Source organism: Candidatus Babeliales bacterium (assembly GCA_036260945.1).
GTDB lineage: Bacteria > Babelota > Babeliae > Babelales > JACPOV01 > JACPOV01.
In genome coordinates, this window is the sequence record DATALT010000001.1 from 60,355 (window position 1) to 84,897 (window position 24,543).

Here is a 24,543-nt window from a genome sequence, read left to right on the forward strand (position 1 = left end):
TGAAATTACAGGAGCCGCTAGCTCAGTCGGTAGAGCAACAGCCTTTTAAGCTGTGGGTCGTTGGTTCGAATCCAACGCGGCTCACCAGTCTTCCGTCTTGGCCAAAGCTTTGACGGACAGGTCGCTTTTTTAATGAATTTTTTCATTCAAAAAAATAGCACCCGACTATCTTGTAATAATTTAAAATCTGCAAAGATAAAAACCTATCTATGAAATATACGTCCCTATCGTCTAGTGGCCTAGGACATTGCCCTTTCACGGCAGAAACAGGGGTTCGACTCCCCTTAGGGACGCCATACTTGATCTTCCGAACATTTCAGTATCACGTCAAATGGATTTTGTGCGTCGTAGACGATGTTTTCGCCATCGAGGCGCAGGTTCGAGAGTACAACAGTAATTAAATGTCGTTTTTCCTCAACTTCAGAACCGGTAAATAAATCATAGGCACGACTTGCCAGTATCAGCAGCAGTTTTACGGTAACATAATAGTTATCTTCTGCTTCTTGTAATTGTTCAAGACGGATACTGATATCGGTGAGCTGATCGCGAAATGACTGGTAAAATCTGTCGTAGTCGCTCTCAGTAATTCTCCCTTTGAGCTTATCCAAATACAAATTATCGATCATCTTAGTGATCTGTTTTTGTTCTCGCGTTAGCTCATCAAACTGTCTGTTTTGGAACTCAATCTTGTTTTCATGTACTTCGCTTAATGTTTCAATAGTTTGCTTTAACACATCTTTGGGCATTTGCATGCGTTGAAATATTGCGGCCAGTTGTTTTGTTATTACTTCTTCTCGCAGCCACTTTGCTCCATGCTTGCCATTATATTGCGTGCAATGGTAATAGACGTGGCCCTTGTGCTTTTCTGGCGTTATAGCCAATCCGCAATCGGCGCAGCGCAATAATCCTCGATAAATATAATCGTGGCGCTTAACGGCAAATTTGGCTTTCTTTTTATTAAAACTGGCTTTCACTGCTTGTACCTGTTCAAAAAGAGATTGAGTGATAAGTGGTGGATAGCGATGATGATACATCTTATCTTTGACGAGCATTATCCCATAATAGAAATGATTATTAAAAACTTTATCAATGTAGCTGACGCTCCAATTTAAATCATGATCAGCTTTTATCTTTTTGGACAATAGTTCCATAGAATAGGCGCCGCTGGCATAGAGCTCAAATGCTTTTACAATTATACGCGAACCATATTCATCAACAATGATATCTTTTTTGTTTCCGGGTAGTGCGATATTCTTATAGCCATACGGAGCTTTGCAAGGCCATTCTCCTTTGCGCAGCTTTTGTTCTATTGCGCGCCGGACGTTATCACTGATCGCATCTGAATAATATTTGGCGAGTCCCAGACTAATACTGAAATGAAATTTTTCAGCGGCAGAAATGCGGCTGGTGATAATCTGCCCGTCGGAAACAAAATGGAGTTCTATTTGATCGTTCAGAGATTTTTCATAAAGAACCGATATGCGTTTATCAAATATATTGCGGGATAAGCGATCTACTTTATCGCAGCATACGGCAACTTTTTCTTTTTGCTCGATAACAAAATCCAGAATTGCATCAAACTCTTCTCGTTGATTTTTATAAGCGCTTTCATCAAAGCTAAAAGTTTTACCGATCGTGAATCCTTTATTCTGGCAATACTTTTCCAGGCGAGCCACTTGAGCCGGTAGCGAAATACCAGCTTCTTTTTGTTCTTCAGTGCTCACGCGCGCAATAAGAATGGCTTTCATAAGTAAATCTCTCTGGGTAGAAGGGAAATCGAATCATTAATGATTCGGCCAGTTTAGCAGAGAGAGGATGAGTTCAGAACTAGATTATCTGAATTAGAGAAATTATTTTTTATCGTCTTGGGAATATTGCATAAGCTACAGTAATCAAGGTGCTTAATTTAGGATTGCCTTTAGTGGATAGGGTCTTGTAAAGACTTTCTCTTCCTAATCCTGTTTTTTTAGCTAATTGAGCAATTCCACCTTGTGCTTCAACAATGTTTTTAATAGCTAAGAGAAGTAGTTTTTGAGCCTCGTCTTCAGGATCTTTTAAATCTTGTATGAGCAAATCACGATAATTTTTGCTTCTTGCCATGATCTTTTTTCTGCAATAAGCAAAACTATTTCTTATTGATACCTGAAGGGCTTATTGGGATAATCTGCCCATTTTTTTCGAGCAAGAAATTATATCCAAGTCCTTTTAATACTTTAAAAAAACTCTTCGTATTAAAACTTTCTTTTGTGCCTGATCTCATTTCTTGAACGATGGTTGGAGATACGCCTGCTAGTCTTGCTAGTTCTCTCACTGAAACATCATCATTTTCCATTGCGGCTAGTATCATTTCTGAAAGCAATAATTCTTTGTATCCTTCTTCGAACTTTTTTCGTTGCTGTGGGGTTTTTGCTTCCATTAATTCATCATAGGTAGATTTACCTGTTGCTTTTGGTGTAGTTCTTTTAGGAGATGTTTTAATTGTGCTAGTATTGGTCTTTTCTTTTTTTGTTAGTTTCTTAGTCATAGTAATTTCCTCCACGATTTCTTTTAATATAATCTTCTTTGGCTTTAACTGCTCTTTTTTTTTCTCGAGGTGGTAACTTATCTTGTTTCTTTTGGAATCCGTTCGTAATAACTACTTTCGCACCATGAAAGAAGAAGCATAGCAATCGATTCTGATCAGATTTAAAGGCATAAATTTGGTCGTCTTCATCTCGAAATTTTTGTTTATTAAAAATCTTTCCCATATTGCCAAGCAATTTAAACAAATAAAATATCTTATCTCGTTCTTCTTCTGTCAACTGATGATAATATTCTGATGCGTTACTTTTGCCGCGACTATCAAAATACCATTCTAGAGTAAACTTCTCACCTCGATATGCTATAAGCTTCTGCTTCATTATTCCTCAAACAATTTTTTTTGATTTTATATACTGCAAGTGTACCAGAAACATAATACAATAGCAATCTGCAGAAAATAATGAGTTTCTAAATAGAGGCTAATCTTAACGGTTTAAATTTGCTCAATTGCTCTCTAATTACCCCAAAAGGGTTTTGCGAGCTTGGTAGATTAATCTTATTTACATCGGCCATCAAGCGATACCAGGAACGTTGATGGCATTTGGCAAATCTACTCCTTAACTCTCGGGCGCTCATTACTTCAAGTGCTTTCTTTAATCCAAATATTTGTAATATTTGTTTAGTATTTAAATCAGGATTGTTGATTAATAAAGCTGCAAGGAGCGATTTATCATTTCCTTTATAATCTATAAGGACTGATCGTTTACTTTCTATTTCATCAAGATAATGTAATAGGATTTTTTTTGAGATGGTAGGCTTGAAAAGACTTTTAAAGGAAAGATCAGATTTAATATTCAATGATTTAAAGAGTTTTTTTATTTTCTCTCGCTTATTGAGGCGCACTTCCATGCGTAAAAATTCTAATTTCCTGCGCGTTGCAAATCTATCAAAGAGATTGAGTTGGAGTTCGCTATCTTTTTCTATCGCGCGCTTGCTGCTTAATTTTGCTTTTTCAAGATCACGTATTTTATCATAGAAAGCTATTTCATACGAATTGCAATGCCATTTGTAACTATGGCCCTCATTGCGATAATCGGTTTGGTTTACATCTAGGGAAAGTTTAACATTTGCTTCTTTGATTTTGTTGATGAAATGATAGGGCGTTGAGCCATCAGTGAGCGGAATGTTTTTCGAGTAATGAATTCCAGCAAGGGGAGCTTGAGAAAGTTGTTTGGTGGTTGTTTCGATTCCCATTTCTTGTAAAGTTGCTCCAAGCTTTTGGATAAGCGGTGTAAAATCTTTGCTCTTAAGCTCATCAAAATTATTGCCGAAGAATAGTTTGGCGAGAGAGAGTTCGATTTTTAACAGCGGCTCAAAAGCGCCGCTGGAATTAATTCGATTTGAGAGCGTAAGATGCGGCTTATAGATGTCCGCGTGCAATTCTTTCTTTGTTGGATTTTGTATTGATTTGATCCCAGGATTCGCAGCATTATCTAAAATCCATCGCGCGGACGGCTGAAATTTATCCGGATTGTTAATGCTAAATCTATCTTTGCTTAATCGTAAGATGACCGTATCAATCATTTGCTGTACATCCATGATGCGAATTCTGAGGTGATAGCATAAAGATAAATGAGTTCTTAATAAAAACAAAGGCCCGCATTCTGTGCGAGCCGATTTTGCCTCGTTGGTTTTTCTTTTTGCTTTTTTTGTTTTCTTTGGATTGAGTCGTTTATCGATAATGATAAGCGCTGCAAAGTACGCTGCTACTCGTTTGCGTTCATCAATGGTTAAGATAATCTTTAGGGGTTTGTCCGCTCTAGTTTTGACGGCGGCTGCTTTTTTTAATTTCATAAAACTCTCTAGATGATACTTAATAAAAAATATCACCGTGCTGATTTTCTCCAGCAAAAAATAATAAATATAGTGCTATTTAAAAAAGATAAGGCTTACTTAAGATCTCTGAGCCAGCTTGAATTATCAAGACTGCTCGCTTGGCAACATTGTGCCGTAAGCCTACTATGTGAATTGTTCAGGATTTGAGCCCTGATGAAGAGAGAGTTCATGATATTCCCCCTTTTGGGAATGATTACTTCAATTACAAATTTAGACTTGAATTTTACTGAAGTTATTAATAATTGCAAGATAAATGTGGGCGGAGTTTAATTTTAAAAATAATATTTTGATATTTCTAAAACAATTACAAATTATTTAAGTTGTCAATTATTTATGCTAAGACAGATTTGTGGGTGTTAAATTCTTAATCATGGAAAGACTTAGTTATGAGATATATTAATCTATTAGTCATGGCAACATCATCTTTTATATCTATGTATATATTGATGTATATAATGGTTAATAAATTTGCCAATATTTATCCGAATCTAAATCAATTGTATATGGCAGGTGTAATGACAATACCGATGATATTAATTGAGTTGCTAATAATGCGATCGATGTATAACAATAAGAGGATTAATGTTATTATCGGAGTATGTAGTTCTGCTCTATTTATGGTATTAATAATCTTTATTAGAAAACAAATAGCCATATCGGATAGAGAATTTCTAAAATCAATGATTCCTCATCACGCAGCAGCTCTATTAATGTGCGAACAAGCATCATTACAAGATCCAGAAATCAAAGAGTTATGTATGACTATTCTATCCACGCAGCAATCTGAGATTGATTTGATGAAAGCAAAGCTTGTGATGCTAGAAAGCTGATAAGAATGTGACTTAATTTTTTTCATAATGTCTATCCGTATTAGTTATTTTTAAAATTAACTATGATAGAGGCGCTTTTTTAAAATTAGTTCATCAGAATAATAAGTCATTCATTGTTTTTTATTATTATCAAAATAAGGTTTCTCATACTTGTTATTCTCAGTATCTTTGCTAGCATATCTCATGTTTATAATTAATAAAAAGCAGAGTATATGAAGCATTTAATTATTATTTTTTTTATTGCTATTCCATCATTGGCTCAGCATCATAAGCATAATAGTTCAGAAGTTTCTTCAGCGGTTTCTTCTTCGCAATTTTCTTGCCAAAACCAGCCACTAATGCCTCAATGTTTAAAAAAAAGAGGAATTAAAAAAGGGCCCGAAAGGCTTTCCCATGCCTGGGCAAACCCCAAAATAAAGCCTTCATTGCCTCCGCCATTGACTGGAAAACAAATGGGAGTTATCGCTACTCCTGGTATTGAACCGCTTGGTTATGAAATGGATGGCGTTGTAAAAGTTTTTAAGTTATATGCCCAACCTATTGAGCAATATATTACCAATGGCAAAGAAGCTGATTATGAAAAACTAATCCCAGAAAAAAACAAAGTTCCTCATGGGCTTGTACATCACAGAAATATTGTTCAAAAAATTCGTGCCTGGGGCTTCAATGGATCAACCCCTGGCCCTACGATAGAAGTTAATGAAGGCGATAGAATTAGGCTTCTAATTACCAATGAACTACCTGAGCCACTGTCGGTACACTCACATGGTATAGAGCTTCCTAATGATCAAGATGGTGCTGGCGGCTTTGCTGAGCCAGTCATCATGCCGGGTGAAACACGCGCATATGAATACACTTTATATCAATCAGGAACAGCGTTCTATCATGGTGAATTTAATTTAATGAAGTTAACAGGATATGGGGTTACTGGTGCTTTAATTATTCATCCAAAAGAATATGACCATGTTATTGATAAACAATTTGTGATTACCTTGCAAGAATGGAGAATACTCCCAGGCAATGTTGATCCAGATTTGGTGAGTATGGATTTTAATTGGTTTACGTTCAATGGTCGCTCAGCCCCTTTTATACCGACGTTAACTGTTAATCAAGGTGATCGTGTTCGAATTAGGCTTATTAATATGAGTATGGATAATCATCCGATTCATATGCATGGCCATACATGGTGGGTGGTTGGAACAGAAGCTGGCCCTATCCCTCTATCAGCGCAATGGCCAGGCAATACGGTTGATGTGCCGCCGGGGGCTTCACGAGATGTAGAATTTATTGCATGGAATCCTGGCCTTTGGTTTTTTCATTGTCATAAAGTTCATCACGTTATGAATGCTCATGCTGATGTTCCGCTCGGGGTAATGCCTCATGGAGGAATGTTCACAATAGTTCATGTTATTCCAAAAGATCCAAAAGCAAAATGGCAGCATCCCAAGCAAGATGGGCATGATATATCGAGCCGTGATTATCATAGAGGGAAATCAGAACAATGATTATTATTCTTCTTCTCTCTATTATATTATTACTTCCTGCTTGTCATAAAGTGTCTATTACGCGTGAATTCAATCAATTGCAAAAAACTACTAAGGATATTACCGGATCTGAGATTATTCATGATAGCTGTATTAAATATTCAGATTCAGAAAGTGCTATTAAAGATAGTATTTCCTATGGATTAAGCCGCAATGAGGCTGTAAAAATAGCATTAATGAATAATCCTTCTTTGCAAGCTGACTTTGAAAAATTAGGGATAGCTAAGGCTGATCTGATTCAAGCAGGTTTGTATACAAATCCAACTACTCAGAATGTCTTTCGATTTCCAACACGTGGGGAGCCTCATCAGACTAATATTGAAAGTGTAATGACCATGGCACTTTCTGATTTGTGGCAAGTTCCATTACGTAAAAAGATTTTTGAAGATGAGCTTGAAATTATTACGCTTCGCATTCTTACTACTATTCTTGATGTGGTAGAAAATACTAAATCTGCTTATGATGCTTGCGTAAAAGCTAATTTACTGCTGGAAAATGAAAAAATAATATTATCATTTACTAAAGAATTGCGTGATGAGACTTATTATCGTCAATTATTTGGGTATTCCAACGATTTAGATAAAGATAATGCTGATGCGCAAATAGCAATTGTACGGGCAGCTCTTGTTGAAATCATAAAAGAACAAAAAAGAGCCTATCTTCATCTGACAAAATTACTGGGCATAACCCCATCAAGCAAAAAATTTGTTCTAACAGATACGATTCTTGATGATGTGCAGACTTTTTCTTTATCAGATCTTGAATCGTATGCGCTTGATTATCGACCCGAAATACAAATTGCTCGTTTAAAGATGAAACGATATGAGGATACCGTGCGCTTTGAAAAAGCTCGAATTTGGAAAGATGTTAATGTGGGAATTGGATACAAGCAGGATTTTGATAAGCCATTTCGAGGATGGGGTCCAGCGATTAATTTTAGTATTCCTATCTTTGATACTAACAATGCCCAAATTGCAAAAGCAGAATTCGAATTTGAACGTGCAAAGAAAAAATTGCGCTCAAGAAGAATTAGGATTCAAGAAGAATTGAGAGCCTCATTAGTTATGATAAATAAGGAAAAGAAAGAAATTAGCTATTACAATGCCATGGTTATTCCTTCATATGAGAAGGCAATTGATTATACGTATACTTATGCAAATACTATGCAGCTTACTATGATTACTGCATTGAAGTCCCAATTAAATCTTTATATGGCGGAACAAGAATTAATAGAGAAATATTACAATCTTCATATTGCTTATAATAAACTTGAACGTGCATATGGCAAAACAATTGAGCCATTGCAGAATGAACAAATGACCTAGTTTCGCATAGGAATACATATTTTCTAATAACCTTTAAAGGAGTATAAAATGGCATGTCAAATGTCTAGAGAATGTATCGATGCCTGTAATGCATGTATAAAAAAATGCGAAGAATGCGTTAAATGTTGTAAAGATTGTGAAGGATGCATAGCAGGAAGAAAGGGCGAGTGCAAAACAAGTGCTGATAATTGTATAAAGAAATGCAGAGAGTGTATCGATGCTTGCAGAAAATGTATTATCGCATGCCAATCGCATATCAAGCAATGCGGAGATAAAGAATGTTGCAAGTCTATGGAAAAGTGCATTGATGAATGCAATAAATGCATTAAGGCATGCGAAGAATGCTGCAATGCGTGCAAAACACAAGATGCAAAGTGTGCCGAATCATGCAAGAAATGTGTGCAGGCCTGTAATGATTGCATAAGAGCATGCACAGAATGCATTAGTTAAATTAAGGGGCTGTCCTAGATAACTAAAAAAGAGTTATACTAGAGACTGGGGCTGGCATAGTCTATGCCAGCCCCAGTCTCTAGTATAAAGCTATCTTAAGATTGTTCTCATTATTCGCGTGGTATTTTTTCTGGGGTAAAGAACATATATCCAAAACCATTTGATTTGTTGAACAAAAAACTATGATGGATTTTGTAACAAAAAAATAATAAAAAGAAGAAAAGTAATGTCTAATAATAAAAACTATTCTCTCAATGATTTTTTGCCCCTCATTGCTATTATCATTGCAATTGTTTTTTTTACCATAGCGCAACGAATTATTTATGGCTGGAATATCATTGCTGCAATGAACGACTTTATGGGAAGTTTTTTTATAGTTTTTAGTTTGTTCAAAATATATAATTTGCATAATTTTGTTGAAGCATTTAGCATGTATGATCTCGTTGCAAAGCAATCAACAATTTATGCTTACCTATACCCATTTATCGAATTGGGTCTTGGAATTGCATATTTGTTTCGTTTCCAACTAATTCTAACCAATTGGGTAACATTAGCGATTATGATTATTGGAAGTATTGGCGTTGCCTATGAGCTTGCTCAGAATAAAAGTATTGTGTGCGCATGTTTGGGAACAGTTTTTAGGATTCCAATGACGTATGTAACGCTCGCTGAAGATGTTTTAATGGCGATCATGGCGATTTTTATGTTGTTTTATTCCTATCAGTAACGTTTTCGGTTTAGAATTATTAATTAAAACGTAATAAACCACATCCTAAGGATGTGGTAATAAAATGCTATGCGAGTAAAAACTCATTGTTAATCTAGCGGTTGGTTGCTCCCAGCAACAACAACCGAAAGATAACAATGAGTCGGTACAGAAGCTTATCACATGCGTTATGGTATTGCCATTATCATATTGTTTGGGTACCAAAATATAGATTTCGCATATTGGTAGGAGAAATAAAGGTAGAAGTAGAAAATGTTATAAGAATGGTATCGGCGCAGAGCGGTTGTATAATCGAAGAACTGAATGTGCAAGAAGAACATGTGCACTTGCTAGTAATGATTCCGCCGAAAGTGTCGATATCTAAATATGTAGGAACTGTAAAAGGGAAGAGTGCAATAAGAATATTCTCTAAATTTCAAAATTTGAAAATACAAGCGTACTGGGGAAATCATTTTTTGGGCAAGAGGATATTGCGCAGATACAATAGGATTGGATTTGGAAAAAATTAGGAAGTACGTTAAATACCAGGAGAAAAAAGAAAAAGCGCTTGAAAATTAAATAAGAGCTGGGAGCAACGAGGAAAGATCCCTTCTAGGGATCAGTTTAAAGCCACCTCCAGAGGAGGTGGATTAGTGTTTACTATACGTATACTTATGCAAATACTATGCAGCTTACTATGATTACTGCATTGAAGTCCCAATTAGATCTTTATATGGCGGAACAAGAATTAATAGAGAAATATTGCAATCTCCGTATTGCTTATAACAAGCTTGAAAGAGCTTACAGTAAAATTTTAGAGCCATCGGAACAGGCCAATCACGAAATACCCTGTAAAAATGCATAGTTAATCGAGGTAAGAATGGTTGTAGATAACCAAAGATCAAATATTGTAATGGCATGGTATTTACTCTATTACACCTATGGATTTTTACCCATAATTACTGGATTAGACAAATACTTTGATCTTCTAGGTGATTGGTATATTTACTTAAATCTTGCCATTTCTGAGTTCTTAAACCTAACTCCGGTAACATTCATGTATAGCGTTGGTGCTATAGAAATTATAATGGGATTATTGGTTTTTATAAGGCCGCGGATTGGCGGGTATATAATTGCAGTATGGCTACTGGCAATTTGCATTAATTTAATTTCCATGGGATCGCACGCGCATGAAAGATATGGTTATATCATGAGACACTATGATATTGTGATACGCGATATAGTTATAGCAATAGGTGCATATGTATTGGTACTTTTATCAAAAGAGTTGAATAAGTAAAACTGCAGTAGTCCTTTAGTTTTGATTGCCCACCTTAATTATTCTAGAGGTCTGGTTAAATTCGGTGCTTATCCCAAGTGACTCAAAAACCATTTTGATATGTTGAAGAGTGAAGCTACACTTAATTTGCTGAGTTCTGAATGTATCAACTATGTGACGCCATACTTCGCTATTTTACATAGCCTCGTCTGGCTAACGCCATCAAAAAATTAATACCAAAAAAAATACTTGCCTTAATACGTACTATGTTTATCTGATTAGGTCAGTCAAAAAAACTACTAATCAGAATCGAATAAATCGGTAGTATTTTGCTTTAAAAAGATTTTGGCCAATAGTATAATTAAAGCCAATTTTAAACTAAAAAAAATAACGGGTCTAACGGTGAACATCAAAATATTATTTCTATTGTCGTTAAGTATCGCGCAGCAATCTTTTGGAATGGAAACGGCACCTAAAAAAGAGAATTCTCTTGAATCTCAATTAGAACAAAATCGTATCGCGCTTTATCGCATAAATATGATTCAATTAATTGATCATGGATTCATGCAGGAAATGTGCCAACCGCTCAATGATTTGATGGATGAATTTACAAACAAGAGCCGCGCCTTACATTCAGTGCATAGAAAGTATCGTGATAGAAGCGGTATTAAAAATGATATGATTAAAAATTTTGAAAGGTTTAATAAATTCTTTCCAAATAAAGCCAAAAAAATTGATGAATGGAACGGAGTTGCGTTTGATGAGCTTCGCGTATTAATGGCTAAAGAGAAGGTTATTTTGGAGAAAGAGATAGCCCTGCGTGAAGGAAAAGAATACATCCCAAACTCAAAATTAATGGATAACGTTTTGCCATCTCCAGAATTCATAGAATTGGTTACATGGCAGTTTGCCCTTTGGTCTCGTGATCAAAGAAGTAAATAAAAATTAAATACGTCCGACACTTCTAACAATACAAACGAAGGCACAGTATTTAAACTGCGCCTTCAAAGAAAATCGTAGGTTAAAATTACTATTAAAAATATTTACGTGCTTCTTTAATAGCATTTGCCAATTCATCTTTTTCATCAATTGTTAAAGCAATGCTTGCGTCTTTTTGCAAGTTGAAAAGTTCAAGAAGATATTCTTCCATGGTATTTATAGCGACCTTCTTTTCTTCACCTTTTTTCATTTGAGAAATTTCTTTTGCATATTGTGGAACGAATGTAGAAAGAAAGCGAACAGTTCTAAAATTTTGCGGTAGGCCTGCAATAATCGGATATTTATTTATGTTTATTGTAAGCGGTGCAGTAGTGTCAGATTCCGTTTCTTTACCTGAGTTGATCGCGGCATTTGCATTGGCCACAACAAACGCTAAAGAGGCTAGTATTGCTGCTTTTTTATAGAAATTCATATTTTTTCCTTTTTTTATAATAATCAAAACGATTGTTTACTCTATTAATAGCAGTTTAGCATACTCTAAGAGCTGATTTAAAGGGATTTTTGAGCATTTTTCATCTTTTATGGCTTGGAAAATGCGTTATTTTGGGCAGTCTGCATATCAAGCCTGTTATCTAATTATAAAATGAATGCGTTCATAAAAAACTGGATTGGGTTTGTACAAGCAGAGAATTTTAAGTGGAGGCTTAATTAATGTATTTTCTCGCTTTTACGACCGCTTTTTTGATTTCGTTAATAGCTTGGCCGTAATGAATGATTAAAAAATAATGGAATATGGTTTTTTTGCTTGGTAAGAGTTACCATTACCAATAATCAATCTATATAAATCTTAAACAGTTCACCTCTTTTTTTTTATTTTTATGTTGGTAGTTATATCTTTAAATAAGATTTCTAAAACGCATTAAAATTTACGAGCCAGATATGAATAGCAAGCAAGTACTAATTTCTATTTTTTAGCGTCTATCCATGCTTGTTTAATGGCATCATTGAGGTATTCTTTTTCAGCCGCTGTCAGTCCAACCATTACATCGTCTTCCAATAATGATAACTCATCTATAACTGCTCTAAATTTAGCGATAGCGTTTTGTTTCTGCTCTGCTGTTTCAGCTAGTTTCAATATAGAAATTTGTCCTTTAAGGTAGCCAATAAAAGAGGAAATATTTCTTATGGTGAGTGGGGCTGCTGTCAAGATCGGATATTTGCTTGCATCTAGCGACGCAAGAGAAGTCTGAACCATTGCATTTACATTCACAGAAATAAGAAGAGCTAATGCAATAAAAGATGGTTTTTTAAGATGTTTCATATTTTTCCTTACTTACATGCTCGTTTTATCTATAGTATTAAGGATAACAGACTCAAACGGCGAGCCTCAACATCTTTTGCTATGCCGAGGCTAACTTTATAGCTTTTGTTGTGCTAATTGGCTCATTTAATAGTATTTATAAGAACTCCAAGGAGATTATTCGTGAATGTACCAAGTCCTATGATCAAAAAGCGCGGGCTCGTAGCGATGACACTTCTTATGTTTTTTACTCTCGGCCTCTATTTTTTTTATTGGCAGTACAAAACTAAACAAGAGATCAATAAGCTGGGCGGCGAAATACCAACATTCTGGTTTGCAATTATTCCGTTTTTAAATATTTATTTTGATTATCGTTACGCACAGGATTTTATAAAATTGGTGCGAAAAACAGAAGATCAGCTCCTTTTGATTTTGCTCACGGGTTGCTTAATTTGTGTTCCGTTTGCTGCGGCGTTAATTGTGCAATATGAACTGAATAATTATGCTGAGAAAAATTCTTGATTACATAACCCTTAGAATAAAATTTTTGAAGATATCATTTTTTGGGCACGTGACTTTTATGATTATTTGGTTTTGAAATTATTATTAAATAATTTACTCAAGACTCCGCTTCTTGCTACAACTTATAAGCGTTAAAAGTGCTGATCGATAAAAAGGGGTACGATGAATCAAAAATTTTTATTATTGGGCATGCTGGTATTTGGTTGTGACAGTTTTATTAAGCCCTTTCTTTATGCGGGTCAGTATTTAGATGGCGCCAGTAGTTTTGGCGATCGCAGTTGTGTAGATAGTTTTATGGCCGCTGATTTAATAGTTAAAAAACCAGCGATGCAAATTAGTATTTCAAATGTTTCTATATATGGATTATCAACTATAAACGGCATTATCCCTGGCGTTAATGATAGAATTCTTTTAATTGGCCAAACTAATCAGGTAGAAAATGGGTTGTGGCTGGCTCAGTTGGGTAGTTGGATTCGTCCACTAGATTTCAACGCTGGAGCACAAGCTGGTAGATCGCATATAAAGATTATAGTCACGACTGACGATTCATCGACAGATTCTGAATGGGTCTGCACGTCCCCAAACAGTCTTATTGGTACCGATCCGATTACATTTGCACCTTGCAACTACAGCGACCAGTTAACGGGGGCAAATATTGGAACAGGAACAGGGCAATTTTTTAGAGATAAAACAGGAAATACTCTTAATTTTAAAACCATAGCAGTTGGCGCTCATCTTGCATTAACGAACAATACAAACGATGTCTTATTTAGCACCGATGCGACAACGATTAATAGTGCAAATACTCTTGTTGCACGCGATGCATCAGGCAACTTTAGCGCGGGAACGATTAATGCAAATTTAGTAGGCAATGTAACGGGAAACGTGATCGGCAATGCAGCGACAGCAACTTCGGCAGCATCTGCTACAAATTTTACTGGTGCGCTTTCAGGGAATGTGACCGGCACCCAAGCAGCAACAGTGGTGGCGTTTGTTGGTGGTCAAACAGCTAGTGCCATTGCGGCTGGCGCTGTTGCAGCGAATTCTGCAACAAACAGTAATACTGCAAATACAATTGTTAAGCGTGATGCGTCTGGCAATTTTAATGCAGGAACCATTAATGCAAACTTGACCGGTGCGGCATCTCTTAACGTATTAAAAGCGGGAGATACTATGATCGGTTCTCTTAAATTTCCTTCAGGTTCTCCTAGTGCACCTGCACTCAGTTTTTCAGCAAGTACCCAAACGGGCCTTGCCTTAGGAATCGATAATTCACTTTCGTTAGGAACAACGGGAACTGAAAGAATGAGAGTTGGCACCAGTATTTTTGCAAACATGCCGCTTATACTTAAGGGTGTTCTAAACATTCAAGCGATTCAAAGTATAACGCCAACAAATAATGGATCGGTCATAACTGCAAGCACGACCGGATTACTTCTTTTAAAGCACACTTCAAACGTTACTAATTTTACCGTTAATTTCCCACCCAATCCTGTTAATGGACAGTTATTCACTATTTTACTCGGTACCAGCAATACGATTTCGCTCAATAATGCTGGCGGTGCTGGAGGTGCTTCAGTTATTAACGCAATCACGAGCCTCAATCCAGGAAGTGCGCTTGCAGCAGCAACAAATGGAACTTCGGTCACCTATTTTTATTCGAGTGCGGCAAATAGTTGGTATCGGTTTTTGCGAGGATAAAAAATAACAAGTGAATGGCTATGAAAATAAAAAAACTTTGTCTGTTGTTATTATTAGTCAACTGTCAACCTCTGCTTACTATTTCCCTTGTATATAATATGAAAATTCGTCGCGTATTTAATGTGGGTGCTATTTTGGGAAAATCGCAGAAGACGAGAATATTAGCGACAGCAGTTCCTATTTTTTATAAACGCGATCGTGAATTTGTAGATCCTGTTCGGGCAATCAATTTTACTGAAAAGCGATCGATACTTGGTTCACTTTTTAATCTTCGTGTTACATCGCCCAAATCTGCGTGGTGGGGAGAGATAACAGCGGGAGTGGAAAATGAGCATTTTAAAACGCATGGCAGCCAAAATCTTTCTGGATCTCGTACCGGTGGTGATGATATTGTATTTTCTGCTGGCCATAATTGGTTTCCGAATAAAAAAACGCAAGTAGTTTTTTATGGCATTGGAGGATTTCCTACAAATTTTAAAGTTGATCAAACCGACATTAATGATCCGTTGGTTGGTACCCGATTTTTCAGCGCAGGTTTTGGATCGGAACTTTCATACGATTTTATCGCAAGTTTGCGTCAGTCATGCATTATTATTTTTCAAAATAGATTTCTTCATTTCTTTGATCGATCATGGCCGTTTCCCCTTGTGGGGAGTAGAGTTCAACCGGGAAATGTGATCGACGTACTTTTGAGTTTGCAGTACAGAATAAAACGAACGCTCTTTGAGGGTGGTTATGGCGGAACCTATTTTACGAACCAAGCTGCTATCTTGCCTAATCAAAAAATTAATGCTCCTGCCTATGTTCGCAATAGTGGGTATATCACTTTTACCCATTTGATAAAACATTGCCCAGGTTTTAAAATACCGCTTCTTATTGGCGCAGGGTTTTCGGGGGGGACCGCAAATCTTTTCAAAACGCGCATCATTTCTGGTTGGGTAACTCTAAGTACTATTTTTTAATCACGCGATAAACTTTTTCGCTTATGCTAATGCTTTGATTATGGCAGATGTTGCGTACCTCTTTTTTCTGTGAAAAAAAGTGTGGTTCTTTTTAGGGTTTTTTATAATCATCGCTTATTTCTAATATGCTAAAAACAAAATGTCTCGCGCTAGCAATGCGACGCTGCTTGTCCCCAAAAAATAGATCGATCATAAAGATTCATGCCTGATTTGATTTGTCTGTAATTAGTAAGACTTTGTGATACACTTAACAAGTATTTATATTTTTCTTATTCTCAATTGGTTAATTAAAAAACTATGCGCGATCCGGTTCTACAAGTTGTCTCAGTGACAAAGAAATATGATAATTTTGACGCCTTGAAAGGTATTTCTCTTGAAATAAACCAGGGTGAAATCTTTACGCTGCTCGGTGTCAATGGTGCAGGCAAAACGACGCTCTCTTCGATCATTGCGACATTGAAGCCACCTACAACGGGCGATATTCTTTTCGGTGGTACTTCTATCTATAACGATATTTCGACCTATCGGCGAGCGATTGGTTTTTGCCCACAGCGGCCAAACTTGAACAACTATTTTTCATTGCGAAAAAATTTAGAGTTTGCTGGTCGTTATTTTGGCATGATGGACGAGCAGATACAATTTATGATAGATGATCTAGCTGAACGTTTCAATTTCGCAAAATATTTGGATGAAAAGCCGGAGGTGCTTTCTGGTGGTTATAAACAACGCTTTATGTTGGCACGAACAATTATTCATAATCCCAAGCTGATTATTCTTGATGAACCAACTGTTGCTTTGGATCCTCATATTCGCAATCAACTTTGGGATTACATTAAACAATTAAAAGAGAAAAATATCTCTATTCTTTTAACAACGCATTATTTGGAAGAAGCGGAAGTGCTTTCTGATCGTGTCTGCGTTTTGGAACAAGGGAAAATTCGCCTGGTAGATACACCTCAAAATCTCATGCGTTCGTTTCAGAAGAATAATTTGGAAGATGTTTTTATTCATATGATGCAGCAGGATTAGATTCATGTTTTTTAGAAAAGATCAATTGCAGGTTCTCAAAGAACTATTGGCTACAGATTTATATATTCTTAAAGGCACGGTCCGTGATCAAATTATAAATTTGTGCATTTGGATGATAAGCATGACGGTAGTGAACTCCTATTTGATGCCCGCATTTGGATTATCGCTTGAATATAGTGCATTTATTCTAGCGGGGCTTTGTGCAAGTGCAGGTCTTTTTGGCGTTTTTCCAAGTGTTGCCAATTTGGTCAGCGATTTTAAAGGTGATCAAGTATATACATACTATTTAACGTTGCCGCTTCCTTCCTGGATGATTTTTTTACGCCTCATTTTTTATTATTCGCTCAATTTTTCACTTCTTGGGATTCTCGTACTTCCGCTTGGCCAATTGCTCATTTGGGATCGATTTTCTCTGCGACACGTAGCATTTGGAAAGTTTTTTCTCATTTTTGCGTTGAGCTACTTTTTTTACGGTGCGTTTACGCTTTGGATTGCAAGTCGCGTGCCCGATATGACAAAAATTGGGAACGTTTGGATGCGGTTTGTTTATCCGATTTGGTTTTTAGGATGTTTTCAATTTTCTTGGGCTGTCTTGCGAGGAAAATCTCAATTCTTTGGGCTGATTAATCTTATCAATCCGATCACTTACATTATGGAAGGTATGCGTGCAGCGGTGCTCGGGCAAGATGGTTATCTTAATTTTTGGACCTGCTGCTTCATGATTGGATTGTTTGGGATCCTTTGCTCTTGGCGGGCTATTGTTTTGCTCAAAAAACGATTAGATTTTGTTTAAAAAAAAGCCCCAGGAAAATTCCTAGGGCTTTTACTAGCTTTAAAATGAAGCTTATTTTTTCTTTTTGCGGAGCATTGGTAGGCCAGTGCGAGCATTTTCAAATACTTCGTAGCCTGTTGGCAATGCATCGAGCGAATCTTTGCCAGCTTTACCTGCAAAATAATAAATCTTTTGCTTACGGTCGCCAGCTAATTTTACCTCTTTGGTATGCAAATAGTAAGTTTTGCCACTCTTTTTAGATTTAGTGCTATAAGCTGCCATCGTTGTGACTCCTTCGTTAATGGTAGTTCTATAATTAATTATTACCACGTAATAAAAATAAAGCTAATCAATTGGGCAGATAAAATCTAGAAATAATCTGTCGTTCTGCAATAATCTTAAAACTACCTTGATATGTACGTAATTTTAGGGTATTAAAAAAATAATTATTAAAATGAAAGCTATTAATATGGTTGTGGTTTTATTTTTTTGCTGTCTTGTTTCAAGCGCTCAGCTTTTTGGGATGGAAGCTGGATCTGCAAATCAAAAAGAAAAAAAGATAGAACAAAAAAATGGCAAAATTACCTTTAAAATGGTGCAGCTTCTATTAAGTCAGAAAAAAGCGGATACTTTAAGAAGGTACGAGCAAATGGAGCGAGAGAAAGCGATTCTTTCTAAAAATAATCTATGAAAATTAAATAGATGAGCAATAAAAAATTAGAAATAGGTGCATTATATCAGCATTATAAAAATAAAAAGTTGTATAAAATTTTGGCAATAGCTTTGAATGCAGAAAGTGAATATTTGGACTCGTGGGTGGTATACCAAGCTTTATACGACGATCAAAAAATGGGATCACAACCAGTTTTTATACGTTCCGTTGCACAGTTTACTGAAAGTGTGCAGTTCGATGGAGAATGCTGCTTTAGATTTCAATTAGTTGAATCAGTATCTAGTGGTACGCCGCGATGCTTGAGCTCTGAAATATAAGGATCAAGCATTTTCTTTTTCAACTCAGCAGCATAAGCTCCAATTTTTTCGTTCATCTGATTTTCATCAAGTTTATAGTTAGTCGGGAGCTTAAGATTGATGATTTCGATGTCGGTGCGATACTTTACGCAGGCCGAATTATATATACGATTTGCCGATAGAGCAAACTTCCTAAGATCGTCGGTTTGCATTTCAGGAATGAACGGTGCAAAGCTCGTGCATATTTCCTGTGCACCATTTGTTAATTTTTTGCAATCTTTATTTATTGTTTTTAGCTCTTTAGCAAATGCTATCGTTGCATCGATGAGAATATTTTGTTGATCCGTTTCCGTTTTTTGTTTTTTTCTCGGCACGCCCCAAGAAATCGGATATTTTTTTTGAAAAAAAAGTTCAGGAGGGGGGGTAGAGTTATTTCCCTTTTTTTCCATGGCATGCATAGGTAAATGTATACCGATAAGAACTAATATAACTTTTGATTGAAGCTTCATTGATTGATCCCCTTTTCTCTGCGTGTTTTAATTTCGTAAAGGAAAGGATTAACATATTTTTTCAATAAATCCTGTTTATAATTCTCCACTTTTTCAATAATATGATTTTCTCTTGCCCGCTTGTTTGTTTTTCGTAATGTTTCTTCGTAATGCCCTGCCCCAATCGTGTACAATCGTAACGATTTTCCATACGTTGTCGAAAGGGTAGCGTTATCAAGTTCCCCGATCTTGGCTAGCGAGTTTTCTATTTCTTTGGCTAGCGCCTTTATGCGCTTGATCTCTTGTAATCCTAGGTTTTTCTCGTCAGAAATTTCTGTTATTGTTAATTCCTGCTTTTCCCATTTAGAGCTATTTACGCCTTCAACGTATTTATCAGATACAAAAGGTTTGTGTTCAAGAGTCTTAACTTTTTTAACCGGATCTGACTCCATTGAATTGCTAGCGTGAGAAAAAAATAAAAGTGCAAGAGAGAATAGTTTTTCGCCCACATTCGACTTTCTGTTTGAATAAAAATGCGATTTAGTCCCATAATAATAGCACTATTTTCGACAAATTCTATTTTTCGATATTAGAGTTGACTACGGTGCAAATCTACTTGCCCACGCAAAATTCTCTAAATACCGCGTCCATTGCTTGTTCGCTAATAGTTTTTCCAGAAAGTTCTGTCAGAATTTCCAATGTATCCTTTAATTGTGCGGACACAAGTTCGTAGGCAATTTCAGGTTTTTCAAGCATTTGCAGCAGGTTTAAAATGTACTCTTCAATTTTGAGCAAGATTCGATAATGACGTTGATTAAGGAGGAATGGAGAATCGACGCGAGAAAAAAGTTCATTTATTTTTTTTCCGATTTCAATCTCCAAAGCGGCAATAGTTTCACTATTTTTATCACTTACCAAAACGGCAGCAGCATTATATATTTGACTATTTACTCGTGGCATATCTGTTTTGCTTTCAACGAGAATAATTTTTCCCGGATAATGTTTACGCAATTCGTCGTAAACATATTTTTCTTGCTGAGTAATTTCTCTTGAGCTATCAAGAATTAACAATATTATATCCGCTTTTTGTGCCTCAATTTGCGAGCGCTTGATTCCTTCTTGCTCAATAGAATCGTTCGTTTGGCGTAAGCCGGCAGTATCAATAAACGTGACAATGCTTCCATGAAGTGTGCGTGAACTTTCTATTGAATCTCGCGTGGTGCCTGCGATTGGTGCTACGATGGCCCGTTGTTCTTTAAGAAGCGCATTAAATAATGAAGATTTTCCGGCATTAACTGAGCCGATAAGTGCTACGCGCAGCCCTTGGCGGACGTGATGCTGTTGGTCAAATGCTTTTTTTATTCGATCGATAGATGCTGAGATCTCTAAAAGCTGTTCTTTGATGACGCTGCCAAATTCCATCTCTTCGTCTAGAAATTCAAAACTTGCTTCGCAATAGGCAAAGCACGTAACGAGCTTTTTCTCTAGTTGAGTGATCCACTGTGAAAAACTACCGTTCAGCTGCGAAAGTGATTGTTTGAGTGCAAGGTGGTTTGAGGCATGAATAAGTTCGTTGATTGCTTCAGCTTGCAAAAGGTCTATTTTTTTATTTAAAAAAGCGCGGCGTGTAAATTCGCCAGGTTCTGCCATGCGAGCGCCACATTTGAGAGCGCGTTCAGTAATCGCTTCAATTAAAAATGGATTATTATGGCACGTGATTTCGATCGTATCATCTCCCGTAAACGATTTCGGTCCGTCCATAACTAAGAAGAGTACTTGATCGATAGCCGTTTTGTGTTCATCAATAACGTGCCCATAATGAACCGTGTGCGTTGGCACATGTTCGAGCGCTACATTTCCTGGGAGTTTACTCAATAAAGTAGCGATTTTTCGTGCATGAGTTCCGGAGATGCGCAAAAGTGCAATTGCGCCGCTGCCGCGCGGTGTGCATTGTGCAATAATCGCATCATGATCTCGCGAAATTATCATCGAGTTAAAACTACCTTGAATCCGCGCAATGGGCGTTTGTAACTTCTTTTGAGTGAACAAAGAAGCAAGAATGAAAGATTACGAAAGAGGTGACGCTCTCTTTCAACATCTTCAATTACTGGTGAATTAAAGGTAAAGCGCAACTGATAATTATCGGTAGTTGTGTTGAATGAAACATTTTCTTTGTTGAGCGTTTGTAATGTTTCTTTCATCCAGCCGTTCGCTTGATCAATCATATCTGGTTGCCAAACGTTTTGTGAGCGAGGCTCCGCCGCACGTTGTTGCTGCGATTCAGGTTGGCGTTGTTCTTGAATTACTGGAGGTCGCTGTGATTCAAATCTTCGCTGCTGAGAAGCAGGGTGCTGGACTTGCGGAGTTGCTTGATGTTGTCTTTTTGGCTGCTCGAATTGCGGTTTTCTTTCAGGACGTTTTGGATTTTTATCCGGTGTGCGTGCATCGCGAAAAGCGGTATGCTCATTGAAGAAAATGCCAACTTTAGCTGATTGGGTGGTCATACCAATAAAATTTTTTTTTGCTTCTTCAAAAACTTTAATAGAAAACTCTTTAGGTTTGCCTGCAGCTTCCCATCCTTTTTCAATAGCTTTCATGATCGATGAAGCTTCTTGCATAATTGATTTCATAATGAACCTTTTTGGTTAAAAAATACGTATTCATTGCCGATGCAAATGATGTTTGGGCGAGTTTTAGCAATGGTATACAAAAACTTGGAGCATAATAATAAGAAATTGGAAAAACATGTAACAATAAGAAGAGTAAAAAATCATTCTTCGCTGAAATATTTCTAATGAAATCAATCCATAGTAGGCAAAGATTGGCCGTGCCATTCGTAGTTTGCCGAGCCGAAAGGCCCGGATAAACGTAAAATGGAGCGGGAAACGGGATTCGAACCCGCGACCTTTGCCTTGGCAAGGCAACGCTCTACCGCTAAGCTATTCCCGCACTCTAATACTGGAAAAATGTTAGCATATGGAGCGCAATTGTCAAACAAAAGTCATTGTTTATACCAGTTAGGGGATCGCGATTCTTATTTTTTTTGAAAATTAGGTATAGCTTAGATTAAAATCTGGTTTTAAGGAAAACAAACAATGATTAATTTTTTGCGCGGTATGGTACGTTCAATAGAAGAAAACGTTGTTACTCTAGAAGTGCAGGGTGTCGGTTTTGAACTCATGAGTCCTTCAGCTGCATCTTTATTAATAAATCAAGAAGCAGAAATGCATTGCTACATGCATTGGTCGGCTGAAAACGGGCCATCTTTCTTTGGGTTTACCAGCGTGCAGGAGCGACAGGTTTTTTTACTTATTTTGAAATGTCAGGGAATTGGCCCAAAAATAGCAATTACCATACTTGAGCAAATGAGCCCGGGCCCTTTTTTGCAAGCGATACTGAATGGTTCACTTGATGCACTTACTGCTCTTCATGGAATCGGAACCAAAAAAGCGGAGCAACTTATCATGCAGTTGCGTTCGCCAGCAGAAAAGCTTCTTTCAAGCGGTAAAATTTCTTCAGATCATATTTCTGGTGGGTTGCAATGGAAAGAACTTGCGGACGCTCTTCAATCGCTTAATTATTCTCGCCAAGAAATTACCCAAGTGCTCGCAACGATTCGGCAACAAGCACCAAACGATTCGTTTGATCAACTTCTAAGGAAATCTCTTGCTCTTCTTTCCAAGCAACGGTGAAAAATATGCGCATCCTTCGATACAATTTCTCATTTCATTCGAAATCACTCAGGACGAGCGCATTTAAATTCTATTTACTAAATTAATCAATATAAATCCCTAGCGCTCGTCCTGAGTGCCCGGCGAAGCTGTAAGCGAAGCCTGGGTGTATCGAAGGATGAGCAAGATAAGGCAGGTTTTTATGAAGCTATTTTCCCGGGAATTCTTCAAAAGAGCGGCTACAGCATTAGTAATGAGCGCTCTAATATTGCTGGTCTTTTTTTATACACCCGGGGTTATTTTCTCCATCCTTTTGGCCCTTGTATGGGCCTATGCTGGCACAATTGAGCTGCCAAGACTGCTTTTGCCCTCTAGCCCGCTTTTTTTGCCTGTATTGCTTATTTATCTAGGTATTCCTTTGAGCTTTTTGATTTTGCTAAATCAGGGTCAGCATCGCCTGGATCTTCTGGTTCTTATCGCAATTGTCGCTGTATTTGATACGGGTAGTTATGTTGTCGGTAAGCTCTATGGCATACATAGGATCGCTCCAGGCATTAGCCCTGGCAAAACCTGGGAGGGTTTTGCTGGAGGCTTAATGACCTGTCTTATTGGGTACCTCTTAGCTGCTCATATGGCTTTTAATCTATCGTTAATTCGAACTGCGTCGGACATTTTTGCTATCTCGATAGGTGCTTTTCTTGGGGATCTTTTTGAATCCTGGCTCAAGCGCAGGGCTGGAGTGAAAGATTCAGGTTCAATTTTGCCTGGCCATGGAGGCATTCTAGACCGAATAGATGGGCTTTTAGGAGCCAGTTTGGCAATTATTTTTTTGCGTGGGCTTTTTTTCTAGTAAGCAGCTGATTAACCCGGTTTCCAGGTCAAAATTAAGGTGAAGCGATTCTTTTTTTGATTAATTATATTCAGTTATGCAATAAGTAGTTGACAGGCCTTTTAAAACGTTTATATTGGTTATTAACAAGCTAGTCTTGTATGTAAAACTAAAATAAACCTAAATGGAGGTTATATGAATACATTACGTTATATCGCACTAGGTGCGGTTTTCTTCAACCTTGCAAACGTGCAAGCTTTCCCTTATAAAAAGGCGGCAATTATAAGCGTTCCGGCAACTGCGGCAGTTGCAGCTTCAGCTTACGCAGCTAACCGTTTCGGTTATATGCCTTCTATGCCATCAATATCTATGCCATCAGTATCTGTTCCTTCAATGGAAACAGTTAAGGGTGCAGCATTCGCTGTTAAAGCTTTTGGTGGTTCTATGATAACTAAAGCAGGTTCTTATGTTCCAGCTTTCGTTGCAAACAACCCTAAAACGACAGCAGCGGTAGTTGGTGGTGTAGCAACTATAGGTACAGTTGGTACTCTTGCTTATAAATACTTCGGTAAAAAGCAAGCTCAACCAGTTGTAACTCAGCAATCAAATGCTGTTGAGCAATCTCAGCTTGTTTTCAATACTTTAGATGAAGCAGTAGAAGCTGTGAGAACAGCAAAAACTGTGGCGGAATTAGATGCTGCTGAGAAAGCTGTGAACGCTAATTCAGCTTATCAAAGAGCCTTGAGCCGCGAAATAGTTCAACGTAGACAAGCTCTAACTAAGTAATTAGTAATTTAAGCATAGGCTAGCT

The 24,543-nt window shown here is 37.2% G+C and carries 28 protein-coding genes, 3 tRNA genes and 1 pseudogene; 19 read left to right on the top strand and 13 right to left on the bottom strand.

The window, feature by feature from the left end:
- Nucleotides 1–11 precede the first annotated feature (11 nt).
- A tRNA-Lys gene (locus VHO47_00260) sits at nt 12–87 on the top strand.
- A gap of 133 nt (nt 88–220) precedes the next feature.
- Nucleotides 221–296 (top strand) — tRNA-Glu (locus VHO47_00265).
- Here VHO47_00265 and VHO47_00270 read toward each other — a convergent pair.
- The 5 genes from VHO47_00270 to VHO47_00290 all read right to left on the bottom strand — a co-directional run bounded on the left by VHO47_00270 (nt 285) and on the right by VHO47_00290 (nt 4,374).
- Nucleotides 285–1,748: a recombinase family protein gene (locus VHO47_00270; protein HEX2977546.1), complete on the bottom strand. Its 1,464-nt coding sequence runs from the start codon at nt 1,746–1,748 to the stop codon at nt 285–287. The two genes, VHO47_00265 and VHO47_00270, sit on opposite strands and share 12 nt — an antisense overlap.
- A 109-nt stretch (nt 1,749–1,857) precedes the next feature.
- Entirely contained in the window at nt 1,858–2,100 is a 243-nt protein-coding gene (locus VHO47_00275) for a hypothetical protein (protein ID HEX2977547.1), read from the bottom strand.
- A gap of 25 nt (nt 2,101–2,125) precedes the next feature.
- Nucleotides 2,126–2,524 carry a hypothetical protein gene (locus VHO47_00280; GenBank protein ID HEX2977548.1) on the bottom strand — a complete coding sequence of 133 codons (399 nt, stop codon included), beginning with the start codon at nt 2,522–2,524 and terminating at the stop codon, nt 2,126–2,128.
- Nucleotides 2,517–2,900, bottom strand: coding sequence for a type II toxin-antitoxin system RelE/ParE family toxin (locus VHO47_00285; protein ID HEX2977549.1), 384 nt, complete (start codon nt 2,898–2,900; stop codon nt 2,517–2,519). Before VHO47_00285 ends, VHO47_00280 begins: the two co-directional genes overlap by 8 nt.
- A gap of 88 nt (nt 2,901–2,988) precedes the next feature.
- Nucleotides 2,989–4,374 (bottom strand): hypothetical protein, encoded by a 1,386-nt coding sequence (locus VHO47_00290; protein HEX2977550.1) that lies wholly within the window; start codon nt 4,372–4,374, stop codon nt 2,989–2,991.
- Between the two features lie 557 nt (nt 4,375–4,931).
- On the opposite strand from VHO47_00290, the gene VHO47_00295 reads away from it, so the two are divergent.
- The 8 genes and pseudogenes from VHO47_00295 to VHO47_00330 all read left to right on the top strand — a co-directional run bounded on the left by VHO47_00295 (nt 4,932) and on the right by VHO47_00330 (nt 11,492).
- Entirely contained in the window at nt 4,932–5,246 is a 315-nt protein-coding gene (locus VHO47_00295; GenBank protein ID HEX2977551.1) for a DUF305 domain-containing protein, read from the top strand.
- Nucleotides 5,247–5,458: 212 nt separating this feature from the next.
- Entirely contained in the window at nt 5,459–6,751 is a 1,293-nt protein-coding gene (locus VHO47_00300; protein ID HEX2977552.1) for a multicopper oxidase domain-containing protein, read from the top strand.
- Nucleotides 6,748–8,115 carry a TolC family protein gene (locus tag VHO47_00305; GenBank protein ID HEX2977553.1) on the top strand — a complete coding sequence of 456 codons (1,368 nt, stop codon included), beginning with the start codon at nt 6,748–6,750 and terminating at the stop codon, nt 8,113–8,115. Before VHO47_00300 ends, VHO47_00305 begins: the two co-directional genes overlap by 4 nt.
- A gap of 48 nt (nt 8,116–8,163) precedes the next feature.
- Complete coding sequence (locus VHO47_00310; GenBank protein ID HEX2977554.1) at nt 8,164–8,565, top strand: hypothetical protein; 402 nt, start codon at nt 8,164–8,166, stop codon at nt 8,563–8,565.
- Nucleotides 8,566–8,791: 226 nt separating this feature from the next.
- On the top strand, nt 8,792–9,292 hold the full coding sequence (locus VHO47_00315; protein ID HEX2977555.1) for a MauE/DoxX family redox-associated membrane protein: 501 nt from the start codon (nt 8,792–8,794) through the stop codon (nt 9,290–9,292).
- 137 nt (nt 9,293–9,429) lie between these two features.
- A pseudogene (tnpA, locus tag VHO47_00320) lies at nt 9,430–9,850 on the top strand (IS200/IS605 family transposase).
- Between the two features lie 334 nt (nt 9,851–10,184).
- Nucleotides 10,185–10,571: a hypothetical protein gene (locus tag VHO47_00325; GenBank protein ID HEX2977556.1), complete on the top strand. Its 387-nt coding sequence runs from the start codon at nt 10,185–10,187 to the stop codon at nt 10,569–10,571.
- Nucleotides 10,572–10,952: 381 nt separating this feature from the next.
- Nucleotides 10,953–11,492, top strand: coding sequence for a hypothetical protein (locus VHO47_00330; protein ID HEX2977557.1), 540 nt, complete (start codon nt 10,953–10,955; stop codon nt 11,490–11,492).
- A gap of 91 nt (nt 11,493–11,583) precedes the next feature.
- Here VHO47_00330 and VHO47_00335 read toward each other — a convergent pair whose 3' ends face one another.
- Together VHO47_00335 and VHO47_00340 are read right to left on the bottom strand one after the other, a co-directional pair.
- Nucleotides 11,584–11,961 (bottom strand): hypothetical protein, encoded by a 378-nt coding sequence (locus VHO47_00335; GenBank protein ID HEX2977558.1) that lies wholly within the window; start codon nt 11,959–11,961, stop codon nt 11,584–11,586.
- A gap of 492 nt (nt 11,962–12,453) precedes the next feature.
- Complete coding sequence (locus VHO47_00340; protein HEX2977559.1) at nt 12,454–12,810, bottom strand: hypothetical protein; 357 nt, start codon at nt 12,808–12,810, stop codon at nt 12,454–12,456.
- 162 nt (nt 12,811–12,972) lie between these two features.
- On the opposite strand from VHO47_00340, the gene VHO47_00345 reads away from it, so the two are divergent.
- From VHO47_00345 to VHO47_00365, 5 genes are all read left to right on the top strand, one after another.
- A complete protein-coding gene (locus tag VHO47_00345; GenBank protein ID HEX2977560.1) occupies nt 12,973–13,311 on the top strand; it encodes a DUF4234 domain-containing protein in 339 nt (112 codons plus the stop codon).
- A gap of 162 nt (nt 13,312–13,473) precedes the next feature.
- Entirely contained in the window at nt 13,474–15,012 is a 1,539-nt protein-coding gene (locus tag VHO47_00350) for a hypothetical protein (GenBank protein ID HEX2977561.1), read from the top strand.
- Between the two features lie 20 nt (nt 15,013–15,032).
- Nucleotides 15,033–15,974: a hypothetical protein gene (locus VHO47_00355; protein HEX2977562.1), complete on the top strand. Its 942-nt coding sequence runs from the start codon at nt 15,033–15,035 to the stop codon at nt 15,972–15,974.
- 327 nt (nt 15,975–16,301) lie between these two features.
- Nucleotides 16,302–17,003 carry an ABC transporter ATP-binding protein gene (locus tag VHO47_00360; GenBank protein HEX2977563.1) on the top strand — a complete coding sequence of 234 codons (702 nt, stop codon included), beginning with the start codon at nt 16,302–16,304 and terminating at the stop codon, nt 17,001–17,003.
- 4 nt (nt 17,004–17,007) lie between these two features.
- Complete coding sequence (locus tag VHO47_00365; GenBank protein ID HEX2977564.1) at nt 17,008–17,796, top strand: ABC transporter permease; 789 nt, start codon at nt 17,008–17,010, stop codon at nt 17,794–17,796.
- Nucleotides 17,797–17,847: 51 nt separating this feature from the next.
- Here VHO47_00365 and VHO47_00370 read toward each other — a convergent pair whose 3' ends face one another.
- Nucleotides 17,848–18,057 carry a hypothetical protein gene (locus tag VHO47_00370; protein ID HEX2977565.1) on the bottom strand — a complete coding sequence of 70 codons (210 nt, stop codon included), beginning with the start codon at nt 18,055–18,057 and terminating at the stop codon, nt 17,848–17,850.
- A 172-nt stretch (nt 18,058–18,229) separates the two neighbouring features.
- On the opposite strand from VHO47_00370, the gene VHO47_00375 reads away from it, so the two are divergent.
- Nucleotides 18,230–18,466, top strand: a complete 237-nt coding sequence (locus VHO47_00375) for a hypothetical protein (GenBank protein ID HEX2977566.1) — start codon at nt 18,230–18,232, stop codon at nt 18,464–18,466.
- Between the two features lie 241 nt (nt 18,467–18,707).
- On the opposite strand, the gene VHO47_00380 is transcribed toward VHO47_00375, so the two are convergent.
- The 5 genes from VHO47_00380 to VHO47_00400 all read right to left on the bottom strand — a co-directional run bounded on the left by VHO47_00380 (nt 18,708) and on the right by VHO47_00400 (nt 22,181).
- Nucleotides 18,708–19,253 carry a hypothetical protein gene (locus VHO47_00380; protein ID HEX2977567.1) on the bottom strand — a complete coding sequence of 182 codons (546 nt, stop codon included), beginning with the start codon at nt 19,251–19,253 and terminating at the stop codon, nt 18,708–18,710.
- Nucleotides 19,250–19,684 (bottom strand): hypothetical protein, encoded by a 435-nt coding sequence (locus tag VHO47_00385; protein HEX2977568.1) that lies wholly within the window; start codon nt 19,682–19,684, stop codon nt 19,250–19,252. The genes VHO47_00380 and VHO47_00385 overlap by 4 nt, the downstream gene beginning before the upstream one ends.
- Before the next feature lie 160 nt (nt 19,685–19,844).
- Nucleotides 19,845–21,221, bottom strand: a complete 1,377-nt coding sequence (gene mnmE / locus VHO47_00390; protein ID HEX2977569.1) for a tRNA uridine-5-carboxymethylaminomethyl(34) synthesis GTPase MnmE — start codon at nt 21,219–21,221, stop codon at nt 19,845–19,847.
- Nucleotides 21,218–21,862, bottom strand: coding sequence for a hypothetical protein (locus tag VHO47_00395; protein HEX2977570.1), 645 nt, complete (start codon nt 21,860–21,862; stop codon nt 21,218–21,220). The genes mnmE and VHO47_00395 overlap by 4 nt, the downstream gene beginning before the upstream one ends.
- Nucleotides 21,863–22,106: 244 nt before the next feature.
- Nucleotides 22,107–22,181: transfer RNA gene (locus VHO47_00400), tRNA-Gly, on the bottom strand.
- A 146-nt stretch (nt 22,182–22,327) separates the two neighbouring features.
- Here VHO47_00400 and ruvA point away from each other — a divergent pair.
- From ruvA to VHO47_00415, 3 genes are all read left to right on the top strand, one after another.
- Nucleotides 22,328–22,924: a Holliday junction branch migration protein RuvA gene (ruvA, locus tag VHO47_00405; GenBank protein HEX2977571.1), complete on the top strand. Its 597-nt coding sequence runs from the start codon at nt 22,328–22,330 to the stop codon at nt 22,922–22,924.
- A gap of 181 nt (nt 22,925–23,105) precedes the next feature.
- Nucleotides 23,106–23,753 (top strand): CDP-archaeol synthase, encoded by a 648-nt coding sequence (locus tag VHO47_00410; GenBank protein ID HEX2977572.1) that lies wholly within the window; start codon nt 23,106–23,108, stop codon nt 23,751–23,753.
- Nucleotides 23,754–23,927: 174 nt separating this feature from the next.
- Nucleotides 23,928–24,518 (top strand): hypothetical protein, encoded by a 591-nt coding sequence (locus tag VHO47_00415; GenBank protein ID HEX2977573.1) that lies wholly within the window; start codon nt 23,928–23,930, stop codon nt 24,516–24,518.
- Nucleotides 24,519–24,543 lie beyond the last annotated feature (25 nt).